Below are 19590 nucleotides of genomic sequence, written 5' to 3'. Positions count from 1 at the left end.
CGGTGCGTTGCGCCCCACGGCGTCATTCTGGTGCGCGCGGCGCGAATATCTCGCACGGTGCACTGGTGCGGTGCAGCAGAGTTCGGTGGAAAATCGGACTCTGCCTATAGACAAACTTCCATCTCTTCCTTGCTCCGCGTTGCTGTCTGCGACTTTGCCGATCACTGAACGTTGCCTGGCACGCTTGTTGCGTTAGCCATAACGCCAGCGGCAAAGGCGTCGCCGGCAATGAATTCAGGTGCGGCGCGAGGCGTGAGAGCGAGCGACGCACCCACAGGACAACGGCGTCCCTCTGTGCCCCGGCACGGATGGACGCCGTTTTGTTTTTCGGGCGCCGCGCGCGACGCGGGCACGGCAACAGGAGAAGACAGCATGCGCAAACCTCGTCTGGTCGTCATCGGCAATGGCATGGCCGGCATCCGCACGCTCGAAGAGCTGCTCGAGATCGCACCGAATCAATACGACATCACCGTGTTCGGCGCCGAGCCGCATCCGAACTACAACCGCATCCTGCTCTCGCCGGTGCTCGCGGGCGAGCAGGCGTTTCAGGACATCGTGCTCAATCCGCTCGACTGGTATGCGGAAAAAGGCATCACGCTGCATCTGGGCAAGGAAGTCGCGCAAATCGACCGGCCACGCCGCGTGGTGCGCTGCGCCGACGGCACCGAAGCGCCGTACGACCGGCTGCTGATCGCCACCGGGTCCAGCCCGTTCATTCTCCCCGTGCCGGGCAAGGATCTCGACGGCGTCATCACGTATCGCGACATTCGCGACACCGAGATCATGATCGAGACGGCGAAAGTCAAACGCCATGCGGTCGTGATCGGTGGCGGGTTGCTCGGCTTGGAGGCGGCCAATGGTCTGAAACTGCGCGGTATGGATGTGACGGTCGTCCATCTGGCGTCCACGCTGCTCGAACGTCAGCTCGACGCCACCGCAGGCAAGCTGCTGCAACAGTCGCTCGAAGCGCGCGGTCTCGCCTTTCGCCTGTCGCACCAGACGTCCGAGATTCTGGGCGACGAGCGCGGCGCCGTGCGCGCGGTGAAGTTCAGCAACGGTGAGGAAATCGCGGCGGATCTCGTCGTGATGGCCGCCGGCATTCGTCCCAACACCACGCTTGCCGAAGCGGCCGGGCTGCATTGCGCGCGCGGCATCGTTGTGTCCGACACGCTGCAAACGTACGATCCGCGCATTTACGCCGTGGGCGAGTGTGTAAGTCACCGTGGCGTGGCGTACGGTCTCGTGGCGCCTCTGTTCGAGCAGGCGAAGGTGTGTGCGAACCACCTCGCGCTCATGGGCATCGGCAGCTATCGCGGCTCGGTGCTCTCGACCAAGCTCAAGGTCACGGGCATCGATCTGTTCTCGGCCGGTGACTTCCTCGGTGGCGAGGGCACCGAGGAGATCGTGCTGTCAGACCCCGCAAGCGGCGTCTACAAGAAGCTCGTCATTCGCGACGACAAGCTCGTGGGGGCATGTCTCTACGGCGACACGGCAGACGGTGCGTGGTACTTCAAACTGCTGCGCGAAGGGCGCGCGCTGGGTGAGTTGCGCGAGCGCATCATGTTCGGGGAATCGAGCGTGGGCGACGTCGGCACACAAGGCCAGAACCGCGCGTCGGCCATGGCGGACAGCGACGAAGTGTGCGGTTGCAACGGCGTGTGCAAGGGCACCATCGTTCGCGCGATCACCGAGAAGGGCCTGTTCACGCTGGACGAAGTGAAGAAGCACACCAAGGCGGGGAGTTCCTGCGGCTCTTGCGCCGGTTTGTGTGAGCAGATCCTCATGAGCACGCTGGGCTCGACGTACGACGCCGCACCGAAGCAGAAGGCGGTGTGCGGCTGCACCGACCTGTCGCATGCGGAGGTGCGTCGCGCGGTGCGCGAACATCGTCTCACCACGCACCGCGCCGCCTTCGACTTCCTGGAGTGGCGCACGCCGAATGGCTGCGCGACGTGTCGCCCCGCGCTGAACTACTACATGCTCAGCACGTGGCCCAAGGAGGCTGTGGACGATCCGCAAAGCCGCTTCGTCAACGAGCGCGTGCACGCCAACATTCAAAAGGACAACACGTTCTCCGTCATTCCCCAGATGAAGGGCGGTGTGACGAACGCGAGCGAGCTGCGCCGCATTGCCGACGTGGCGGACAAGTATCAGATTCCGATGGTCAAGGTCACGGGCGGCCAGCGCATCGACCTGCTCGGCGTGAAGAAGGACGACCTGGTGAATGTGTGGCGCGATCTGGGCATGCCGTCGGGCCACGCGTACGGCAAGTCGATCCGCACGGTGAAGACGTGTGTGGGCAGCGAATTCTGTCGCTTCGGCACCCAGAACAGCACGCAGATGGGCATCGATCTGGAGACGATGCTCGCGAACATGTGGTCGCCGCATAAGGTCAAGCTGGCCGTGTCGGGCTGTCCGCGCAACTGCGCCGAAGCCGGGATCAAGGACGTGGGGGTGATCGCCGTCGACTCGGGCTGGGAGCTGTATGTGGGCGGCAACGGCGGCATCAAGACGGAAGTGGCGCAATTTCTCGTGAAGGTAAAGACGGCCGACGAGGTCAAGGAATACACGGGCGCGTTCCTCCAGTTGTATCGCGAGGAAGCCTACTACCTTGACCGCACGGTCCACTATATCGAACGCGTGGGCCTCGACTACGTCAAGCAAAAGGTGGTGAGCGACGCGGCGAATCGCCGTGCGCTGTACGAGCGGCTGCTGTTCTCGCTCGACGGCTTGCAGGACCCGTGGCAGGCGCGTATCGACGGCGCGCAGGCCAATGAGTATCGCCCGCTTACGCTCGCGGGAACGGCGCTCGTCACCGAAACCACGACTGCCTGAGGAGACGCCCCATGACCGTCATGACCCCCAAGACCGCTATGGAGCCATGCCAACCGACCTGGCTGCATGTCTGTGACGTGAACGCGATTCCGCGTCTGGGCTCGCGTGTGCTCACGCACGCCACCGGTGACATCGCGCTGTTTCGTACCGAGAGCGACAGTGTCTTCGCGTTGCGCGACAAATGCCCGCACAAGGGCGGCGCGTTGTCGCAAGGCATCGTGCACGGCGAGAAGGTAACGTGCCCGCTGCACGCCTGGAACATCGACCTGACGACGGGCGAAGCCTGCGCACCGGACGTGGGCTGCGCACAGCGCTTTCCGGTGCGGATCGAGGCCGGTGAGGTGTATCTGGCATTCGACGAGACGGCCCGCGACGATGCCGCTGCGTTGACTGATGCGGCTGGCTCGGCTGGTGCGGCGGGTGTCGCCGACGGGATCGCCGCCTGACGCACGTTTCTCGATAAACCCCGGGGCCGGAGTCCGTTATGACCACCATCACGTCAACCACCTGCTGCTACTGCGGCGTCGGTTGCGGCATGCTCGTCGAGAGCGACGGCGAGCGCATCGTCGGCGTGCGGGGCGACCCGGCGCATCCGGCGAACCACGGGCGACTGTGCAGCAAGGGAATGACGCTGCCGCTGACCACGCAGTCGCTCGCCGGACGTGTGCTGATGCCCGAAATGCGCGCGTCGCGGGACGCCGGACGTGCGCCCGTGACATGGGACGCCGCGCTCGAAGCGGTGGCGTCGCGTTTTGCCGATGTCATTCACCGTCACGGACCGGACGCCGTCGCGTTCTACGTCTCGGGGCAGTTGCTGACCGAGGACTACTACGTCTTCAACAAACTGGCCAAAGGGCTCGTGCGCACCAACAACATCGATACGAACTCGCGCCTGTGCATGTCGAGCGCCGTGAGTGCGTACAAGATGGCGCTCGGTGCCGACGGTCCGCCCGCATGCTACGACGACCTCGACGCCGCGCGCACCGTGATCTTTGCGGGCAGCAATATGGCGTATGCGCATCCGGTGCTGTTTCGTCGTCTCGAGGCGGCGAAGGCTGCCGACCCGTCGATCCGGTGGATCGTCGTCGACCCGCGCCGCACCGATACGGCGGCGATGGCCGATCTGCATCTGCCAATCGTACCCGGCACCGACGTCGCGCTGTTTCATGGCATGTTGCATCACCTCATCTGGGAGGGACGCATCGACCGTCGGTACATCGATGCACACACCGAGGGCTTCGACGCGCTCAAGCAGACCTTGCGCGCCTATGCGCCGCAATTCGTTGCGGACATCTGCGGCATCGAGGAGTCGGCGCTGCGTCAGGCCGCCGACTGGTTCGGGGAGAGCCCGGCGGCGTTGTCTCTTTATTGCATGGGACTGAATCAGTCGAGCCATGGCACGCAAAAGAATCTGGCGCTCATCCATCTGCATCTGGCGACGGGGCAGATCGGTCGCGCCGGTGCCGGGCCGTTTTCGTTGACCGGCCAGCCCAACGCCATGGGGGGACGCGAAGTCGGCGGACTCGCCACGATGCTCGCCGCCCATCGCGAGATCGGCAACGCGGCGCATCGCGCGGAAGTCGAGCAGATCTGGGGCGTGACAGGGCTCTCGGACAGGCCGGGGCTGCCGGCCGTGGAGATGTTCGACGCCGTGCGGGCGGGGCGCGTCAAGGCGATCTGGATCGCCTGTACGAACCCGGTGCATTCGATGCCCGACAGCGCGCGGGTGCGTGAGGCGCTGGCCAATGCCGAGTTCGTCGTCGTTCAGGAAGCGTTTCATCAGACGGACACCGTGCCGTATGCCGACGTATTGCTGCCTGCGGCCAGTTGGGGGGAGAAGACGGGCACGGTCACGAATTCGGAGCGCCGGATCTCCCGCGTGCGCGCGGCGGTGGCCGCGCCGGGGGCGGCCCGTGCGGACTGGTGGATTGCGAGCGAAGCGGCGCGGCGACTCGCGCCGAAGCTCGGCGTGTCGCCCGAGCCGTTCGCGTTTTCGTCCGTCGAGGCGATATTCGACGAGCATCGTGCGCTGACCGTCGGTCGCGACCTCGATATCGGCGGCATCGATTACGCCTTGCTGGAAGCGCGCGGACCGCAGCAGTGGCCCTTCCCGGCGGGGGCGGCACAGGGTGCGTCGCGTCGCTATGAAGATGGCATTTTTGCGACGCCCGACGGCCGAGCCAGGTTTCATGCGTTCGATTACCAGCCGGTTGCCGAGCCGATCAACGCGCGGCATCCGTTGCGTCTGCTTACCGGGCGTTTGCGCGATCAGTGGCATGGCATGAGTCGCACGGGGCGCGTCGGGCAGTCGTTCGAGCATGCGCCGGACCCTTCGCTGACGATGCATCCGGGCGACGCCGCGCGTCGTGGTCTGCGCGCAGGCGACCTCGTGCGGTTGTCGAGCCGTCGCGGCGAACGTGTGCTCATGCTTGCCGTGAGCGATGACGTGGCGTCGGGCACGGTGTTCGTCCCGATGCACTGGAGCGGCCAGTTCCTCGGCGGCGGTGGCGTGAACGACACCACGACGGGCGTCGTCGACCCGTATTCGAAGCAGCCGGAACTCAAGCACGCGGCCGTGCGCGTCGACCCGCTGACCTTGCCCTGGCGCGTGGCGGCGGTGAGGCGCGGCGATGCGCTCCGGTTACACGCGGCGGTACAACCGCTGCTGGCCGAACGACGGTTTGCGGCGGTGCGTCTGGAAGGCGACGACCGTCTGGTGGTGACGGCTGCCGACGACCAGCCGGATACGGAATGGCTGGAGCGCCTGCATACGGCGCTGGCGCTGCCGCGCGACGCGTCGTTGCTGGAATATCGCGATGCGCGTCGTGCGATGACCAAGCGTGTGGCGTGGCGCGAGACGCTGATCGACGGCGTGCTGGTCGCGGGCAGCGAAGCGGATGTGACGGCATCGTCGTCGCTGCTCGCCCGTGTGCGCGAGGCCTCGCCGTGGACGCGGGCACGTCACGCCGTATTTGCGGCCGACGGCGGGCCGACCGCTCCGCGCGATCGCACCGTATGTCAGTGCAGGTCGGTGACGGCGTCGAGCATTGACGCGGCCATCGCGGCGGGTGCCGACGTCGGCCAGCTCAAGGCAACGCTCGGTTGCGGCACGGTCTGCGGCTCATGCCTGCCGGAGTTGCGGCGCATGTGCGCGGCGTCGGCTTCTGCTTGCGCCTCGGCTTCTATGTCGACGGCGGCGAGCGCGGCGTGACGCCGACAGCACTGAAGATTCAAGGGAGAACGATCATGAAGCAGGGGAAAGTCACGTTGCTCAGCGCCGGTCCCGGCGCACTCGATCTGCTCACGCTGCGCGCGGCGCGCGTGCTCGGGCAGGCCGATGTGTTGCTCGTGGACGATCTGGCGAATCCCGAGATCGCCACGCTCGCGCCGCAGGCGCGCGTGATTGCCGTGGGCAAGCGCGGCGGCTGTCGCTCCACGCCGCAGGCGTTCATCGAGCGGATGATGTGTCGCTTTGCGAAGCGTGGCGCGCATGTAGTGCGGGTCAAGGGCGGCGACGCGTTGATGTTCGGCCGGGCAGGCGAGGAGATGGCGGCGCTGCGGCGGGCGGGCGTGCCGGTGGAGATCGTCAACGGTGTGTCCGCCGCGTTCGCGGCGGCCGCCGGCCTGGGCATGTCGCTCACGCATCGCGATCATTGCGCGGGCGTGACCTTCGTCACCGCGCACCGGCAGGACGGCAGTGCACCGAACTGGGCGGCGCTCGCGGCGACGGGCACCACGCTGGCGATCTACATGGGGCTGCACCGGGTCGAGGCACTGAGCGCGACATTGCTGGCGCATCTCGATGCCGACACACCGGCCGGGGCGGTGCAGTGGGCGGGCACCTCGCAGGAGCGCCGGATGGTGACGTCGCTCGGACGGCTCGCTGCGGACGTTCGCGCTGCAGGCTTCGCCAGTCCCGCCATTCTGCTCGTGGGCGGCGCGGTCGGTGAGGCGGCAGTGTGCGCGCCGAGCGGAGATGCGCCGGAAGTGCCGGGCGACAGCGTCATCGCCAGGGCGGCATGAAGCGTTGTATCGTCAGTGCCCGTGCGCTGGAATCGTTGGAATCGCTGAAATGGCGCATTGGCACCCGTCGAACATGTTGGTTGGAGCGACGTTGTCGCCGGGGAGCGGTCTCGCCGACGATGGCCTGACAAGCGTCTCAAGCAGGGATTTTCATTGACTGGCCGACGGTGTCGGCCCTTACAAGACTTCGACACTTTGCCAAAAACACCGGATGCCGGGGACATCGATCCGCCGGCCGACCCTTCCCGCAAGACCTCGCCCGCTGCACATGCGCCGGGGGCGCAGGGCATGCTGCGCGTGCTGCTCGTCACGGACACCGACAAGCCCATCGGTGAACTGCGGGCGGCGCTCGCGCGTCTGGGCTGCGAGATGCTCGCCGAGGTGGCCAAGCCGCAGGCGTTGCCGCGCGTCGTGGAAAACGAGCGTCCCGACCTGGTCATCATCGACACCGAATCGCCGTCGCGCGACACGCTCGAACAACTGGCGGTGATGAACGCGGCGGCGCCGCGACCGGTGCTCATGTTCTCGGCCGACGGCAACCAGTCGCTCATACGCGCCGCCGTCGATGCCGGCGTGACGGCGTACTCCGTGGAGGGATTGGCGGCCGACCGGCTCGCGCCGATTCTCGAAGTGGCGCTCGCGCGCTTCGCACACGAAGAGAAACTGCGGGCCAGGCTGGCGAAGGCCGAGACCGAACTGGCCGACCGCAAGCTGATCGACCGGGCGAAGCGCCTGCTCATGGATCGGCGCAAGATTTCCGAGCAGGAGGCGTACGCCCTTCTGCGCAAGCGAGCGATGGATCAGGGCGAGAAACTCGTCGAGATCGCGCGCCAGCTTGTCTCGATTGCTGAATTACTGGGATAGACACCGTTCATGTCGACGTCATCATGGTTGGCTTCCGGCGCGCCGTCACCGGATCGTATTTCGGACGATGTTCCGGAGAAGCGTCATTTGCGCGTGGGCTTCATCGCGCTCTCGGATGCGGCGCCGCTGGTCGTGGCGAAGCGTCTCGAACTGGGCCATGAACATGGGCTGACGCTGGAACTGAGCCGGGAGTCGTCGTGGGCGGCGATTCGCGACAAGTTGCTCACTGGCGAGCTGGATGCCGCGCATTCGCTCTACGGTCTGGTGTACGGGGTGCAACTGGGTATTGGCGGCCCGCGCGAGGACATGGCGGTGCTCATGGTGCTCAATCGCAACGGGCAGGCGGTGACGGTGACACCCGCGCTGGCCGACGCGATGGCCGATACCGGCGAACTGCGTGCCGCGCTGGCGTCGCTTGGTCGCAAGCCGGTTTTCGCGCAGACGTTCCCGACGGGCACGCATGCCATGTTCCTCAACTACTGGTTTGCGGCGCAGGGCATCGATCCGCTCACGGACATCGACAGCATTGTCATTCCGCCCGCGCACATGGTCGCGGCGATGGAGGAGGGAGGGCTGGACGGCTTTTGCTGCGGCGAGCCGTGGCATGCGGTCGCGCAGGCGCGCGGGCTGGGACGTACGGTTGCAGTATCGAGCGACATCTGGCCGGATCATCCCGAAAAGGTGCTGGCCAGCCGACGCGATTTCGTCACGCGTTATCCGAAAACGGCCCTGGCGCTCGTGCGTACGCTGCTCAGCGCGTGCCGCTGGCTGGACATGCCGGGGCACCGCGCGGAGGCTGCGGGCTGGCTGGCCGAACCGGCCTGGGTCGGTGCGCCGCGCGATCTCATTGCGGCGCGGTTGCTGGGGGACTTTGGCCGTCTGGCGGGGCGGCACGCGTTGTTGCCCGTGAGTTTCTTCGATGAAGGCGTGGTGAATTACCCGCATCCGACCGACGGCATGTGGTTCGTCTCGCAGTATCGACGTTGGGGGATGATCGACGACGAGGCGCTCGCGCACGCGGCGCAGACGGCGGCAGCAGTGAGTCAGACGGCGTTATTCGAGGTGGCGGCACGCGCAGAGGGCGTACCCGTGGTGTCGTCGCCCGCGAGCGAAACGTTATGCGACGCGCGCGTCTGGGATGCGACGAGTGCGAAAGACTTGCGCGCTTATATCGATGGATTTCCCATCCGGGCACGGTGAACCATTCCGGGGCCTGAACGGGCCGCAGTGCGGGCGTAGTCGGTCTGCGGGCGCGGGTGCGACGAATCGTCGCTGGGAATTACTGAGCGAAGGCGTCGCAATCGGCGCCGCCGCGTGCCAGACAGGCGTTCAGGGCGCGTTCGCGGTGGCGATGGTGCATGTTGAGGTGGTAGACGAGCGCGAGCAGCACGACCTGTCGCGATACGTTGGCAAAGACGGGTTCGAGCCCCGCGGCGCGGGCCAGTTCGCGACGCAGGACAGGGTGCAGACAGGCGAGCGCGAGGATCGCGAAGGATCCGGGCACTGCGAGAAACGCCGCTAAAGCAATCTTCTTTTTCATGGCCGTCATGTGTGGTTAGGGCGTTTGCGAGGACGCACCTGCTGGAGACGGTTCGGGGTCTGAACGGAAACCGGCGCACTCCTGTGCGCCGGTTTTTTCTTGCTGGCGGGCGTCTCCTCCCGTCTCACTGCATGTGAGACAGTGTAGGGAGCCGAAGGGATTCGATATACACGAGAAACGGAAAGCCTTTCTTGTGCAAAGTGAGGGGAATCCCGGCGCTCATGCCCCGGAGGACCGAAAACTGGCCCGGCGCCGGCACCGGCACCGGCACCGGCACGATGTTCTAATGAGGCTTTCGATCCGTGGGAGGCGCCGATGTCTGTGCTTCAGGGGAGCTGTTTGTGCGGTTCGGTCAGATTCGAGATTCGCGGGCCAATGGTGAAATTCAGCCATTGTCATTGTAGCCAGTGCCGCAAGGGGCACGGCGCAGCGTTTGCGAGCTACGGTCGCACGAGGCGTCGGGACCTGCACATTGTGTCGGGTAGCGACAGCGTGAAGTCGTACGAATCCTCGGCGCTCGCGACGCGTGCGTTTTGCGCGAATTGCGGCGCTTCGTTGTTTTACGCCGGCAAGACTGACGAATTGGCCGAATGGATTTCCGTGGCGCTCGGGACCATCGACACACCGTTCACCGCGCCCGGTCAGACGCATCTTCACGTGGCGTCAAAAGCGTCGTGGTACACGATCGAGGATCACTTGCCGCAGTCCGCCTGACGCTGGCGCCCGCCGGAGTACCGAAGTACCGGAGTACCAGAGTATGGGACTACGAGGCGGCGGGCGTTCCGGTTACACCTTCCGGACGAACTCCGTTTTCAGGCTCATGGCGCCGAAGCCGTCGATTTTGCAATCGATGTCGTGATCGCTGTCCACCAGACGGATGTTCTTCACCTTGGTGCCCATCTTGATCGTGCCGCCGCCGCCCTTGAGCTTCAGATCCTTGATGACGGTGACGGTGTCGCCGTTTTGCAGGATCGCGCCGGTGGCGTCGCGATAGACGCGCTCGGTCGGCTCGCTCGCCGCTTCGGCCTGTGTCGACCATTCATTGCCGCATTCCGGGCAAATGCACATGCCTCCGTCTTCGTACGTGAATTCGGAGTGGCATTTCGGGCAAGGAGGCAGTGTGCTCATCTGGAATTTCCCCTGAAGTGATGCGATGGCGTTAAGAGCGCGAGAGTATAACCCTTGAAGCAGTGGGGGTGTTCGCGTCGGCGTAACGCCGATGCGGGCATTGGGGGCGGCATCGCCTCGGCATCCGGTCTGCATCAGGTCCGCATCAGGTCCGCTTCAGGTCCGCTTCAGGTTGGTTGAAAGCCTAATGGATCGGGGGGCCTACACCGGCGATACTGGTTGCGTTGATAATGGGCGACTGCCCGTTCCCGAAACTTCCTGAACTTCCTGAACGCTCAACCCGGTATTGTTCTCGTCATGGCCGCCGAGATCCAGATTGTCATTCGCACGGAATGTCCGCCCGGTGCCTGCACCTGCGAGCGGGAGCGTCTCATGCAAGATCCGCATGGCGACCGGCGCATCCTGATGCTCACGCAAACCGAGGAGAAGCGGCTGATTGCGCGCATCGAAGCGATTTCCAGTTTCCCCGAACTGAACCGCATCATCGGTTTGATGCACGCGCAACTCGGCATTCAGTTGCGCATTGCGCCGGGCCCGAACGAAGTCAAAACGGTTCGCGGCATCATCATTCAGCTGGATGCGCAACCCGGCCTCTGCCGCAAGACCCGCTCCGCCATTCCCGCCGCCATTCGGCGCTGCCTCGATGCCCGCCCCGAGATTGCTTACGCGATTCTCGATTCGCACGATTTGTTGGGTGGGATTTGACGCGTGATCCGTCGACCGGGAGGTCGGCGGGTCTTGAGCATGAGTATCTGCACTATCTGCCCCTGGCGCTATCGCCGCGCAAGGTCATGACCGCGCTGTCCACCCGGGCGACGACCTTGCCGTCTTCTCGCTTGATGTCGCATTGATAGTGCGAGACGGTGCGGCCGCGATGTGTGGCCCACGCGTGCGCGAGCAGTCGGGCTTCCCACACTGGGCGCAGGAACGTCGCCTTCAGATCGATGGTCGTGAACGTCTCTCCGTCAGCCATCAAGGTCGAATGCGCGGTCCCGATGGCCGCATCGGCGAGCTCGCAAAGCAGGCCGCCGTGCACGGTGCCTTGTTGGTTGCCGTGGATGTCGGTGTGCGTGCACAGCTCGACGACCGCCAGGGCTTCGCCAACCTCCATGATGTGAAAACCGAGGAACTGCGAGATCGCCGTCGGATAACGCATGTGAATCGTTTCGTCGCCGCGCAAGGTGCCGTCGAGCTGACGCTTCAGATAGTTCAGCACCGGGAGTTGACCGGCTTGACCGGCTTGACCGGCTTGGCGGGGTTGAGCGGGCTGGGGCGTTCGACTGGCGTCGTCGGTGTGGCGTGGGGCGGACATGGCAGGCCTCGGGTGTCGTTTGTTGTGTAAAGTGTCGTCACCTAGCATCGGACAATCAAGAAATTGTCCTACGTACAGTCATGACTGCGTCTCTTTCCTCGACCGCGCTTGCGTCCGCCTCATCGGCCAACTTGTCCCCCTCGTCCCCGATGTCCTCACCGGTGACGGCGCTTGTCGAGCGCCTGTCCGACGAGATTCGCAGCGGGGTGCTGCCGCCCGGAACGCTGCTGCCCACGCACCGCAAGCTCGCTGCGCAATATGGCATTGCGATTGCCTCGGCCACGAAGGTATACGCGAAACTGCGCGATCTGGGCCTGGTCGTCGGAGAGGTCGGGCGCGGGACGTTCGTACGTGATCGTCCGATGCAGCGGGAGTGGGACGTCGACGACGAGGCGCGCCTGAGCGCCAGCGCTGTGGACCTGTCGTTCAATCATCCGTCATGGCCCGAGCAGAGCGAACTGCTGCGTGCGACATTGCGCGAGTTGACCACGGCCGGTGATCTGAGTGCGTTGATGCATCAGCAGCCACCAGGCGGGCGTCGTCACGAGCGCGAGACCGTTGCGACGTATTTGCGGCAGGCGCGCGGCATCGATGCGCCCGCCGAACAGGTTTTTCTCGTCGGTGGGGCGCAGCAAGGCCTGGACGTGGTGGTACGAACGGCATTGCGCGCGGGCGACGGGGTGGTCGTCGATGCGCTGACGTATCCGGGGTTTCGGATGACGGCGTCGCTCGCGGGACTCGCATTGAGGCCGATCGCGTGCGGGAGCCGCGGCCCGGACCTCGACGCCGTGGAGGCTGCCTGTCGGCAACGCGCGGTGCGGGCGATCTACACGATGCCAACGCTGCACAATCCGCTCGGATGGGTGTTGAGCGCGGCGCAGCGTGCCCGGCTGGTGGCCATCGCGCGACGCTACGATTGCCTGATTGTCGAAGATGCGACATATGCCTATCTCGCTAACGACGCTCCCCCGCCGATCGTCACGCTGGCGCCCGAGCGCACGTTTTACGTCTCGAGTGTCTCGAAGAGCATGGCAACCGGGCTGCGGTTCGGCTACGTCATCGCGCCGGCGGGGCATGCGGGGCAGATCAAGCGAGTGATTCGTGCAACCTACTGGAGTCTGCCGAGTCTTGTGACGACAATCGCCACGCGGTGGATGGCGAGCGGCGAGTTCCGGCGGCGGGAACAATGCCAGATTGAGAGCGCGAAGCAGCGTCAGGCCATGGCCCGCAAGGTGTTGCGCGGCATGGACGTCGTGGCGCATCCGTCCTCGCTGTTTCTGTGGCTTCCATTGCCCGAGGGCTTACGCATGGATCAGGTGGCGTCCGCCCTCGCAGTGCGTGGCATTGCCGTGTCGAAGGCGCAGGCGTACGCGACGACACGGCATGCGCCCCACGCGTTGCGTCTGGGCTTGAGTTCGATGGCCGACGCGCAGGTCGAACCGGTGTTGACCGAGGTGCGAGACGTGATCGAGCGTATGCCGTGGTGACCTGGGACACCTGTTCGATGCGACGGACGGCGGGATGAGCGCGTAACGCGTTCCCGCTTGGAGGTCGAGGGAGGGCGGTGATCTGGCTGGCGGTGAGCAAGGTTGTGCTTGCGTAAGTTGCGATGTGCAACTATATTGGTTGCGATTCGCAACTTATGCCGCGCTGACATTCACCCCCGTCTCAGTGAGATGACCTATGGACATCGTCGACCTCCCCGGTAAGCCCCGCGACGCCGAAATTCTGGAACTGCGCGACTTTTCGCGCCGATTGGTTCGAGAACTCGGCTTCATGCGTAACACGCTGGCGGGCAGTGACCTCGCACCGTCGGCGGTGCACGCCATCATCGAAATCGGTGCATCGCCCGGCATCAGCGCCAAGGACCTTGGCCATATTCTGCGGCTCGACAAATCGAATACCAGCCGCCAGGTTGCCAGGCTCGAAGCCAGCGGGTTCGTGCGCCGCACGACGGCGAATGACGACGCGCGTGCCTCCGAGCTGTATCTGACGGACGAAGGGCAGAAGTTGCGCCGCAAGATCGATCGCTACGCGACGGATCAGGTCTCCAGTGCGCTGCGACGCATCGTGCCGGCCGATCAGGAGGCGTTGGTTCGTTCTCTGGCGCTTTATGCGGACGCGCTGGCGCAGGACAACGCGTCGAAGCGCGATGGCGAGGCCGATGCTGCGGCGCAGATCACGCAAGGGTATCGGCCCGGATGCATTGGCGATATCGCGAGTCTTCATGCGCGCTACTACGCGGAGCATTGGGGGTTCGGTGCATTCTTCGAGAAGAAGGTCGCAATGGGCCTGGCGGAGTTTGCCGGCGCCTTGCCCGTCGATGGCAAGGCCTTGTGGCTTTACGTCGAGAATGGCCGTACGCTCGCGTCCCTGGCAATCGATGGAAATCTCGAGACGGGTGTCGCGCATCTGCGTTGGTTCATCGTCGACGACGTGCTGCGCGGCACCGGTGTCGGGCGACGCCTCATGTCGACGGCCATGGATTATGTCGACGCGCGATTCCACGAGACATACCTGTGGACGTTCAAAGGACTCGATGCGGCCCGTCATCTGTACGAGTCGTTCGGCTTTCGTCTGGCAGAGGCATTCGAAGGCGACCAATGGGGCAGCACGGTCACCGAGCAGCGGTTTGTCCGACGCAGGCGTTGATGCGCTTTGCGTTATTGCGTGCTGCTACGCACTGTGAAGTAGCGTGACGTGTTGCCTCCCGCAGTTGGGTGCAGCTAGCGGCGTCGTTCCAGCAAGGTCTGCGCGTCGGCAAGCGACAGGATAGTCGTTCGCGAGTCGAATGCCGTGGCAAACAGCCGATCGTGCACGACGGCGTCCGGGTCGTAGCAGCAGTCTTTCACGGTGAACAACCGGTAATCGGCGTCGCTCGCGTAGGCGACGCTCGAGAGCATCACGCCGGTCGAGGCAATGCCCGCCATGATCAGTGTGTCGACCCCCCGACGGGCGAGCTGTGCCTGCAGGTCGGTGCCGAAGAAGGCACTGGCGCGATGAGCGACGATGCATGGCTCGTCGGTGCGCTGACCGAGTTCGGGCGAGATCTTGTCGTGCACGAATAGCCCCAGACGTTTGACGCCTTGCCCGTTGCGGTTCATCGGGCTGACTTCCGGATAACCTTCGCTGAAGTGAAATTTCACGAAGTAGACGGCAACGCCGTTGGCGCGGGCGGCGTCGCACAGGGCCCGCGTATTGCTCAACAGCGTGGGGGCAACCGATGGAAACAACGCGAGGATGTCGGTCTGGTAATGCATGACGATCAACGCGGTTTTTGCCGGGGCAATCGTCATGCTGTGCGCGTCGTATTCGCGGTCTGTCGAAGCCGCGATGCTGCTGTCGTTGAATGAGGACATGAGCGGGGGCGGTGGGGGCGATGGCGTGACTCTAGCATGAGGGCAATCGACGCTTTGTCGACGCGCACACGACGTCTGCCCATCATCGCTTCGCTATTGCGTTGCAACGATGATGTGTGCCTGAATCTTCCCGCTCACTTGTCCGTCGCCGTGCCGAGCGGAGATGGCTTTTGTGGCGGCGTCGGTCGCAAGCGACAGCGCATCGGGGCCACGCGCTTCAAGCGCGTTGCGTAAGGGCGTGCCGTGGCAGTAGGCGATTGCGGCATCCCGCGCCGATGCGGCGACACTGGTTCCGGCTCGTGTTTCGATGTCGATCTGCGTGAAGCCGGCGCGCTGCAAGTCCTCCCGAATGCGCGCCGGGTCGTGGTATCCGTGTGGCGTGCGCGCCAGAAAGCGCGGCGGATCGTCAGGGAACAACGTGGTGACGGCATGGGTGACTTCGTTGGCGAATTCATTTGCCTCAATGCGATCCCAGACACTGAATATGAAGCGTCCGCCCGGTTTCAGTACACGAAGGGCTTGTGCAAAGCCCTGCGTGCGATCGGGGAAGAACATCGCACCGAACTGACACACGACGACATCGAAGGAGCCGGCGTCGAACGGCAACGCGAGGGCGTCGGCCTCTCGCCATTCGATACGAACGTCTTCGGGTTGGCGACTGGCGGCGTAGTCGAGCATCGGCACATTGAGGTCGGTGACGACATAACGCGCGTGCGAGACAAGTCTTGGAGCAAGTGCGCGCGTGAGCGCACCGCTGCCGGCGGCCGTTTCCAGTACCGCGTCGGGAGAACTCGCAGCGACGAGTCGCGCCGTGTCGTCGGCATACGCCTCGAAGATCAGCGGCACCATCAGCGTGTCGTAACACTTCGGGATCGAACCGTCGAATACCTTGTCGTGGTCGGACATCATGCGCTCCCGGTGAGACATGCCGTGCCAGTACTTCCTGAATTCTAGGTGCTTGGTGCGACGTTGGCGGTTCTGGGGCAATCGGCGGGCGGCCGGGCGTAGCGGATGTCATGCCACGTCATGCCGTCCCGGTGCTTAATACCTGAGGGCGCTTTTGAATTCAGGATGCCGGATGTGGCGCTGGCGGTGGGAGGCAATCGCGTGATGGCTCGATCGCGCGGGACGCTGGGCGAAGGCTGCGAGACCGGCCTCCTCGACATTGCTTTCGGCGAGGGGGATAGGGTGGACGGGGCGGATCGCTCGCAACGTTGCGGACGCCCAAAAGCAAAACGCCTTGATTTCGTCGTGAAATCAAGGCGTCAGCATGAAACTGGTTGCGGGGACAGGATTTGAACCTGTGACCTTCGGGTTATGAGCCCGACGAGCTGCCAGACTGCTCCACCCCGCGTCTGAGAAGAAGAATAATACGGGTATTCTGCGCATTGTGTCAAGCATTTATGACATTAAGTTTAATGCTCCCGCGAAATTCATGCGCGACACATGCGCTTTTCTTGCCTCTGGCGCGTGCGCCAACGCGCTGCGCATGCCCCGGCAACGCGTGGCGTGACGGCGCTCACCAGCGAATCGTGACACCGGCCTGCACCGAGTGCGCGAGCGATGCGGGATTCAGGCCGCGCTTGTAGCCGACGTCCAGATCGAGGTCCTTCGTCGGACTGTAGATCACGCCGACCAGTGCGTAGGCGGGCTTGGTTTGCGAACCGCTGTCGGGGTCCGTGGCGAGGCCGATGTCGCCCACGAGCCGCAATTGATCCGTCACGCTGAACAGTACGGCCGTGGAAGCATTCCACAAGCTTTGCCGATTGCCCACGCTATTGTTGTTCCACGTGTAGCCGGCATTGGCGAGGAATGTCCAGCGATCGAGGTTGTATTGCATCAGCAGGTTGGCGCCGGTCGTAGCGCGTCCGTTGCCCAGGCCGCGGTCCTGGCTCGCGGTGGGCAGCGTGACGAACGGCTTCAGGCCAAGACTCCATTGCTCGCCTTCGAGAAAGCGCCACTTGGCCTGCAACAGCAGATCGGTGAAGCCGCTGGTCCAGCCGTCGCCATCGGGGCGGGAGCGTTGGTACGGCGCCTGAATGGCGACGTCGAGCGAGGGAAGCACGCCGTAGGTCAACGTGTTGGTCCATTGTTGCTGACGCGATGTGGGGAACGTCAGCCACTCGCTGTTGAGCTCAAGCTGCCAGTTGCCCGTGTCCTGAGTGCCGGTGTCGTCCGTGACGAGCGGGTTTGCAGCGTGCGCGGCAAGTGGCGCGATTGCGGCGGCGAGCATCAGAAACTTCTTCATCGAAAACTCCTGCGGGGTCTTTGGCTCTTTTGTCTGCGCGCGTCGTCACGCGAACGGCGGCGCTCATGGGATCAGGTGATCGAGCGGCCAAGAGATCGGTCGGGCGGATCGTAAAGTCCGCGTGTGACAGCGTCAATGGAATCGTGCGCAAAGTCATAGGGACGTGACGGAACGTGTCGAATTTGCCGCTGTCTTTGCGATGTCTCTCCATTGGCGTTGCACATTTGTTTTTGATGTGGTCACGCAGCGCCCGCGCGGGGCATCAGGTGCGGTGGTAGACTTCGCCGCCCTTTTTGCGCGAAGCCGAATCGCTTTCGCGCGTCGACTCGAAACTTTTCAATGCAAGCCAGAAGTCATCTCATATTCGGCATTGGTGCGACTTGGCTGATGCATCGCACTGGCTGGGCGGCAAGCGTCCATGCGTGGCCGCTGACGCTCGTCGGGGCGTTACTGCCCGATATCGATCATCCGAAAAGTATGCTGGGGCGGCGCGTGGCGCCGCTGTCGCTTGCGATATCCGGATTGTTCGGGCATCGCGGCATGACGCATTCGCTGGTGTTGCCGGCGCTCGCGATCGTCGCCTGCATTTACGGATGGGGGCACGTTCCGCCATGGATGCTCGCGTTGTGCGCGGGATATCTGTCGCATCTGCTGGCCGACTGGCTGACGCCCTCCGGTGTGCCGCTTTGCTGGCCATTGCGTACACGTTTTCGCTCGCCGCTGTACGTGAGCACCGGCTCCGGCGCGGAGTGGTGCGTGGCGGCGGCGCTCGCTTTCGTCATGTGGCGATGGTGGTGAGTGAAGTGGTTGTCTTCGGAGGGTGCCGGAGCGTGTCAGTGGGTCAGTGGGTCAGTGGGGCTCGGAGGGTGTCAGAGGGCGTTCGATGGTGCAGGACGATTTGCGCGGTGTGACGCTCAGCGCCAGGTAAGCGGTGGCTCGTCCATCAGGGCAACCTGCTCGCGCAGTTCCAGGATGCGGTCCTGCCAGTAACGCTGCGTGTTGAACCATGGGAAGGCGGCCGGAAATGCCGGATCGTTCCAACGGCGCGCGAGCCAGGCGCTGTAGTGCAGCAGACGCAGCGTCCGCAAGGCTTCCGTCAGATGGAGTTCGCGCGGATTGAAGTCGGCGAAGTCCTCGTAGCCGGAGAGAACTTCGTCCAGTTGCATGGTCATTTCCGCCCGCGTTCCCGAGAGCAGCATCCAGAGATCCTGCAGGGCCGGCGCCGTGCACGTGTCGTCGAAATCGACGAAGTGCGGTCCGGCATCGGTCCACAACACGTTTCCGCTGTGGCAGTCGCCGTGAACGCGCAGCAGGCGAATGTCACCTGCGCGCTCGTAGGCACGCGCGACGCCGTCCAGTGCGAGATCGACGATGCTACGCCAGGCGTCGCGCAAGTCGGCGGGGATGAAATCATGCGTCCACAGGTAATCGACGGGAGCGCGACCGTAGGTGTCGATGTCCAGCGTGAGGCGGTGTTGGAATGGCTGCGTGGCGCCCAGGGCGTGAATGCGTCCGAGAAAGCGGCCCAGCCAGTTGAGTGTGTCCGGGTCCTGGAGTTCGGGCGCGCGACCGCCACGTCGAGGGAAGAGGGCGAAGCGAAAGCCTTCGTAGTGATGCAGGGTGTGCCCCTGGATGTTCAATGGCGCCACGACCGGGATCTCGTGCTGGGCGAGGGACTGGGTGAATGCGTGCTCTTCCAGAATGGCGTCGTCGGTCCACCGTTCGGGACGATAGAACTTGGCAATCAAGGGAGGGCCGTCCTCCATGCCGATTTGGTAGACGCGGTTTTCGTAGCTGTTGAGCGCGAGCAGGCGCCCGTCGCTATAACTTCCGAGTTGCTCGACGGCGGTAATGACCGTGTCGGGCAGCAGGGCGGCGAAGGGGTGTGAGCGCCCGGAGGCGTCGTGACGCAGATCGGTATTCATGGGCACTATTGTGCCCAAAGGTGGCGACGGCGGTGTAGGGGAAGGCACAAGCAGACTTCTCCCTATATAGGGATGGGGCGGCTGGATCGGGACTGCCAATCAGGCGAAATCCGTGGACGTCAAAATAGTTTCACAAAGGGCTTGCGCGATTGGTCGAAGGTCATTAATATCTCGTCTCTCGCAACGACAGCGACGCAGCGAAAGCAGCGGCGGGGTTGAGGCGACGGGCTGGAAAGCCCGGTGGTTGGTGGTTTTGGAGCTGGTGAGTCGCTACGGCGGCGAACGAAGAAAGCGAAAAAAACTGTTGACGACGACGAGAAGCTGCGACATAATCTCACTTCTCTGCTGCTGATGCA

General features: G+C 64.2%; 18 protein-coding genes and 1 tRNA gene. 11 read left to right on the top strand and 8 right to left on the bottom strand.

The window, feature by feature from the left end:
* Positions 1–372: 372 nt before the first annotated feature.
* From nirB to PCA31118_RS19780, 6 genes are all read left to right on the top strand, one after another.
* Positions 373–2835: a nitrite reductase large subunit NirB gene (gene nirB, locus PCA31118_RS19805; RefSeq protein ID WP_150626787.1), complete on the top strand. Its 2463-nt coding sequence runs from the start codon at positions 373–375 to the stop codon at positions 2833–2835.
* Positions 2836–2846: 11 nt separating this feature from the next.
* Positions 2847–3281: a nitrite reductase small subunit NirD gene (gene nirD / locus PCA31118_RS19800; RefSeq protein ID WP_425495386.1), complete on the top strand. Its 435-nt coding sequence runs from the start codon at positions 2847–2849 to the stop codon at positions 3279–3281.
* 38 nt (positions 3282–3319) lie between these two features.
* A complete protein-coding gene (locus PCA31118_RS19795; RefSeq protein WP_150626786.1) occupies positions 3320–6046 on the top strand; it encodes a nitrate reductase in 2727 nt (908 codons plus the stop codon).
* A gap of 35 nt (positions 6047–6081) precedes the next feature.
* Positions 6082–6858 (top strand): uroporphyrinogen-III C-methyltransferase, encoded by a 777-nt coding sequence (gene cobA, locus PCA31118_RS19790; RefSeq protein ID WP_150626919.1) that lies wholly within the window; start codon positions 6082–6084, stop codon positions 6856–6858.
* 288 nt (positions 6859–7146) lie between these two features.
* The gene (locus tag PCA31118_RS19785; protein WP_150626918.1) at positions 7147–7722 is read left to right on the top strand and encodes an ANTAR domain-containing response regulator; all 576 of its coding nucleotides are present in this window, start codon (positions 7147–7149) and stop codon (positions 7720–7722) included.
* 9 nt (positions 7723–7731) lie between these two features.
* Positions 7732–8922: a CmpA/NrtA family ABC transporter substrate-binding protein gene (locus PCA31118_RS19780; protein ID WP_150626785.1), complete on the top strand. Its 1191-nt coding sequence runs from the start codon at positions 7732–7734 to the stop codon at positions 8920–8922.
* Positions 8923–9001: 79 nt separating this feature from the next.
* Here PCA31118_RS19780 and PCA31118_RS19775 read toward each other — a convergent pair whose 3' ends face one another.
* Positions 9002–9262 carry a hypothetical protein gene (locus tag PCA31118_RS19775; protein ID WP_150626784.1) on the bottom strand — a complete coding sequence of 87 codons (261 nt, stop codon included), beginning with the start codon at positions 9260–9262 and terminating at the stop codon, positions 9002–9004.
* A gap of 315 nt (positions 9263–9577) precedes the next feature.
* On the opposite strand from PCA31118_RS19775, the gene PCA31118_RS19770 reads away from it, so the two are divergent.
* Positions 9578–9976 (top strand): GFA family protein, encoded by a 399-nt coding sequence (locus PCA31118_RS19770; RefSeq protein ID WP_150626783.1) that lies wholly within the window; start codon positions 9578–9580, stop codon positions 9974–9976.
* 72 nt (positions 9977–10048) lie between these two features.
* Here the strand turns inward: PCA31118_RS19770 and PCA31118_RS19765 are convergent, their stop codons facing one another.
* Positions 10049–10390, bottom strand: a complete 342-nt coding sequence (locus PCA31118_RS19765) for a zinc ribbon domain-containing protein YjdM (protein WP_150626782.1) — start codon at positions 10388–10390, stop codon at positions 10049–10051.
* A 372-nt stretch (positions 10391–10762) separates the two neighbouring features.
* On the opposite strand from PCA31118_RS19765, the gene PCA31118_RS19760 reads away from it, so the two are divergent.
* On the top strand, positions 10763–11095 hold the full coding sequence (locus PCA31118_RS19760; protein WP_246190330.1) for a hypothetical protein: 333 nt from the start codon (positions 10763–10765) through the stop codon (positions 11093–11095).
* A 52-nt stretch (positions 11096–11147) separates the two neighbouring features.
* On the opposite strand, the gene PCA31118_RS19755 is transcribed toward PCA31118_RS19760, so the two are convergent.
* Positions 11148–11702 (bottom strand): PaaI family thioesterase, encoded by a 555-nt coding sequence (locus tag PCA31118_RS19755; protein WP_150626780.1) that lies wholly within the window; start codon positions 11700–11702, stop codon positions 11148–11150.
* Positions 11703–11851: 149 nt separating this feature from the next.
* On the opposite strand from PCA31118_RS19755, the gene PCA31118_RS19750 reads away from it, so the two are divergent.
* The gene (locus tag PCA31118_RS19750) at positions 11852–13189 is read left to right on the top strand and encodes an aminotransferase-like domain-containing protein (RefSeq protein WP_150626917.1); all 1338 of its coding nucleotides are present in this window, start codon (positions 11852–11854) and stop codon (positions 13187–13189) included.
* Positions 13190–13385: 196 nt separating this feature from the next.
* Positions 13386–14354 carry a bifunctional helix-turn-helix transcriptional regulator/GNAT family N-acetyltransferase gene (locus tag PCA31118_RS19745; RefSeq protein WP_150626779.1) on the top strand — a complete coding sequence of 323 codons (969 nt, stop codon included), beginning with the start codon at positions 13386–13388 and terminating at the stop codon, positions 14352–14354.
* A gap of 74 nt (positions 14355–14428) precedes the next feature.
* Here the strand turns inward: PCA31118_RS19745 and PCA31118_RS19740 are convergent, their stop codons facing one another.
* The 4 genes from PCA31118_RS19740 to PCA31118_RS19725 all read right to left on the bottom strand — a co-directional run bounded on the left by PCA31118_RS19740 (position 14429) and on the right by PCA31118_RS19725 (position 17309).
* Positions 14429–14998, bottom strand: a complete 570-nt coding sequence (locus PCA31118_RS19740; protein WP_246190349.1) for a cysteine hydrolase family protein — start codon at positions 14996–14998, stop codon at positions 14429–14431.
* A gap of 156 nt (positions 14999–15154) precedes the next feature.
* Positions 15155–15967 (bottom strand): class I SAM-dependent methyltransferase, encoded by an 813-nt coding sequence (locus PCA31118_RS19735; RefSeq protein WP_150626916.1) that lies wholly within the window; start codon positions 15965–15967, stop codon positions 15155–15157.
* 371 nt (positions 15968–16338) lie between these two features.
* Positions 16339–16415, bottom strand: a tRNA-Met gene (locus tag PCA31118_RS19730).
* Positions 16416–16580: 165 nt separating this feature from the next.
* Positions 16581–17309 (bottom strand): transporter, encoded by a 729-nt coding sequence (locus tag PCA31118_RS19725; protein ID WP_150626777.1) that lies wholly within the window; start codon positions 17307–17309, stop codon positions 16581–16583.
* Positions 17310–17648: 339 nt separating this feature from the next.
* Here PCA31118_RS19725 and PCA31118_RS19720 point away from each other — a divergent pair, with 339 nt between their 5' ends.
* Positions 17649–18107, top strand: a complete 459-nt coding sequence (locus PCA31118_RS19720) for a metal-dependent hydrolase (RefSeq protein ID WP_150626776.1) — start codon at positions 17649–17651, stop codon at positions 18105–18107.
* A 116-nt stretch (positions 18108–18223) separates the two neighbouring features.
* On the opposite strand, the gene PCA31118_RS19715 is transcribed toward PCA31118_RS19720, so the two are convergent.
* Entirely contained in the window at positions 18224–19234 is a 1011-nt protein-coding gene (locus tag PCA31118_RS19715) for a serine/threonine protein kinase (protein ID WP_150626775.1), read from the bottom strand.
* Positions 19235–19590: the final 356 nt, after the last annotated feature.

It is taken from the genome of Pandoraea captiosa (assembly GCF_902459775.1).
In the GTDB taxonomy this organism is placed as follows: domain Bacteria; phylum Pseudomonadota; class Gammaproteobacteria; order Burkholderiales; family Burkholderiaceae; genus Pandoraea; species Pandoraea captiosa.
Note: the sequence above shows the minus strand (reverse complement) of the source record. Positions and strands in the feature narration are given on the sequence as shown.

What these genes read in the sequence shown, in the direction of transcription:
- PCA31118_RS19795 (WP_150626786.1), top strand. Translation starts at nt 3,320, where the DNA reads ATGACCACCATCACGTCAACCACCTGCTGCTACTGCGGCGTCGGTTGC.
- PCA31118_RS19750 (WP_150626917.1), top strand. Translation starts at nt 11,852, where the DNA reads ATGTCCTCACCGGTGACGGCGCTTGTCGAGCGCCTGTCCGACGAGATT.
- PCA31118_RS19725 (WP_150626777.1), bottom strand. Translation starts at nt 17,309, where the DNA reads ATGAAGAAGTTTCTGATGCTCGCCGCCGCAATCGCGCCACTTGCCGCG.
- PCA31118_RS19770 (WP_150626783.1), top strand. Translation starts at nt 9,578, where the DNA reads ATGTCTGTGCTTCAGGGGAGCTGTTTGTGCGGTTCGGTCAGATTCGAG.
- PCA31118_RS19780 (WP_150626785.1), top strand. Translation starts at nt 7,732, where the DNA reads ATGTCGACGTCATCATGGTTGGCTTCCGGCGCGCCGTCACCGGATCGT.
- PCA31118_RS19760 (WP_246190330.1), top strand. Translation starts at nt 10,763, where the DNA reads ATGCAAGATCCGCATGGCGACCGGCGCATCCTGATGCTCACGCAAACC.
- cobA (WP_150626919.1), top strand. Translation starts at nt 6,082, where the DNA reads ATGAAGCAGGGGAAAGTCACGTTGCTCAGCGCCGGTCCCGGCGCACTC.
- PCA31118_RS19735 (WP_150626916.1), bottom strand. Translation starts at nt 15,967, where the DNA reads ATGTCCGACCACGACAAGGTATTCGACGGTTCGATCCCGAAGTGTTAC.
- PCA31118_RS19765 (WP_150626782.1), bottom strand. Translation starts at nt 10,390, where the DNA reads ATGAGCACACTGCCTCCTTGCCCGAAATGCCACTCCGAATTCACGTAC.
- PCA31118_RS19715 (WP_150626775.1), bottom strand. Translation starts at nt 19,234, where the DNA reads ATGAATACCGATCTGCGTCACGACGCCTCCGGGCGCTCACACCCCTTC.
- nirD (WP_425495386.1), top strand. Translation starts at nt 2,847, where the DNA reads ATGACCGTCATGACCCCCAAGACCGCTATGGAGCCATGCCAACCGACC.
- PCA31118_RS19745 (WP_150626779.1), top strand. Translation starts at nt 13,386, where the DNA reads ATGGACATCGTCGACCTCCCCGGTAAGCCCCGCGACGCCGAAATTCTG.
- nirB (WP_150626787.1), top strand. Translation starts at nt 373, where the DNA reads ATGCGCAAACCTCGTCTGGTCGTCATCGGCAATGGCATGGCCGGCATC.
- PCA31118_RS19720 (WP_150626776.1), top strand. Translation starts at nt 17,649, where the DNA reads ATGCAAGCCAGAAGTCATCTCATATTCGGCATTGGTGCGACTTGGCTG.
- PCA31118_RS19740 (WP_246190349.1), bottom strand. Translation starts at nt 14,998, where the DNA reads ATGACGATTGCCCCGGCAAAAACCGCGTTGATCGTCATGCATTACCAG.
- PCA31118_RS19775 (WP_150626784.1), bottom strand. Translation starts at nt 9,262, where the DNA reads ATGAAAAAGAAGATTGCTTTAGCGGCGTTTCTCGCAGTGCCCGGATCC.
- PCA31118_RS19755 (WP_150626780.1), bottom strand. Translation starts at nt 11,702, where the DNA reads ATGTCCGCCCCACGCCACACCGACGACGCCAGTCGAACGCCCCAGCCC.
- PCA31118_RS19785 (WP_150626918.1), top strand. Translation starts at nt 7,147, where the DNA reads ATGCTGCGCGTGCTGCTCGTCACGGACACCGACAAGCCCATCGGTGAA.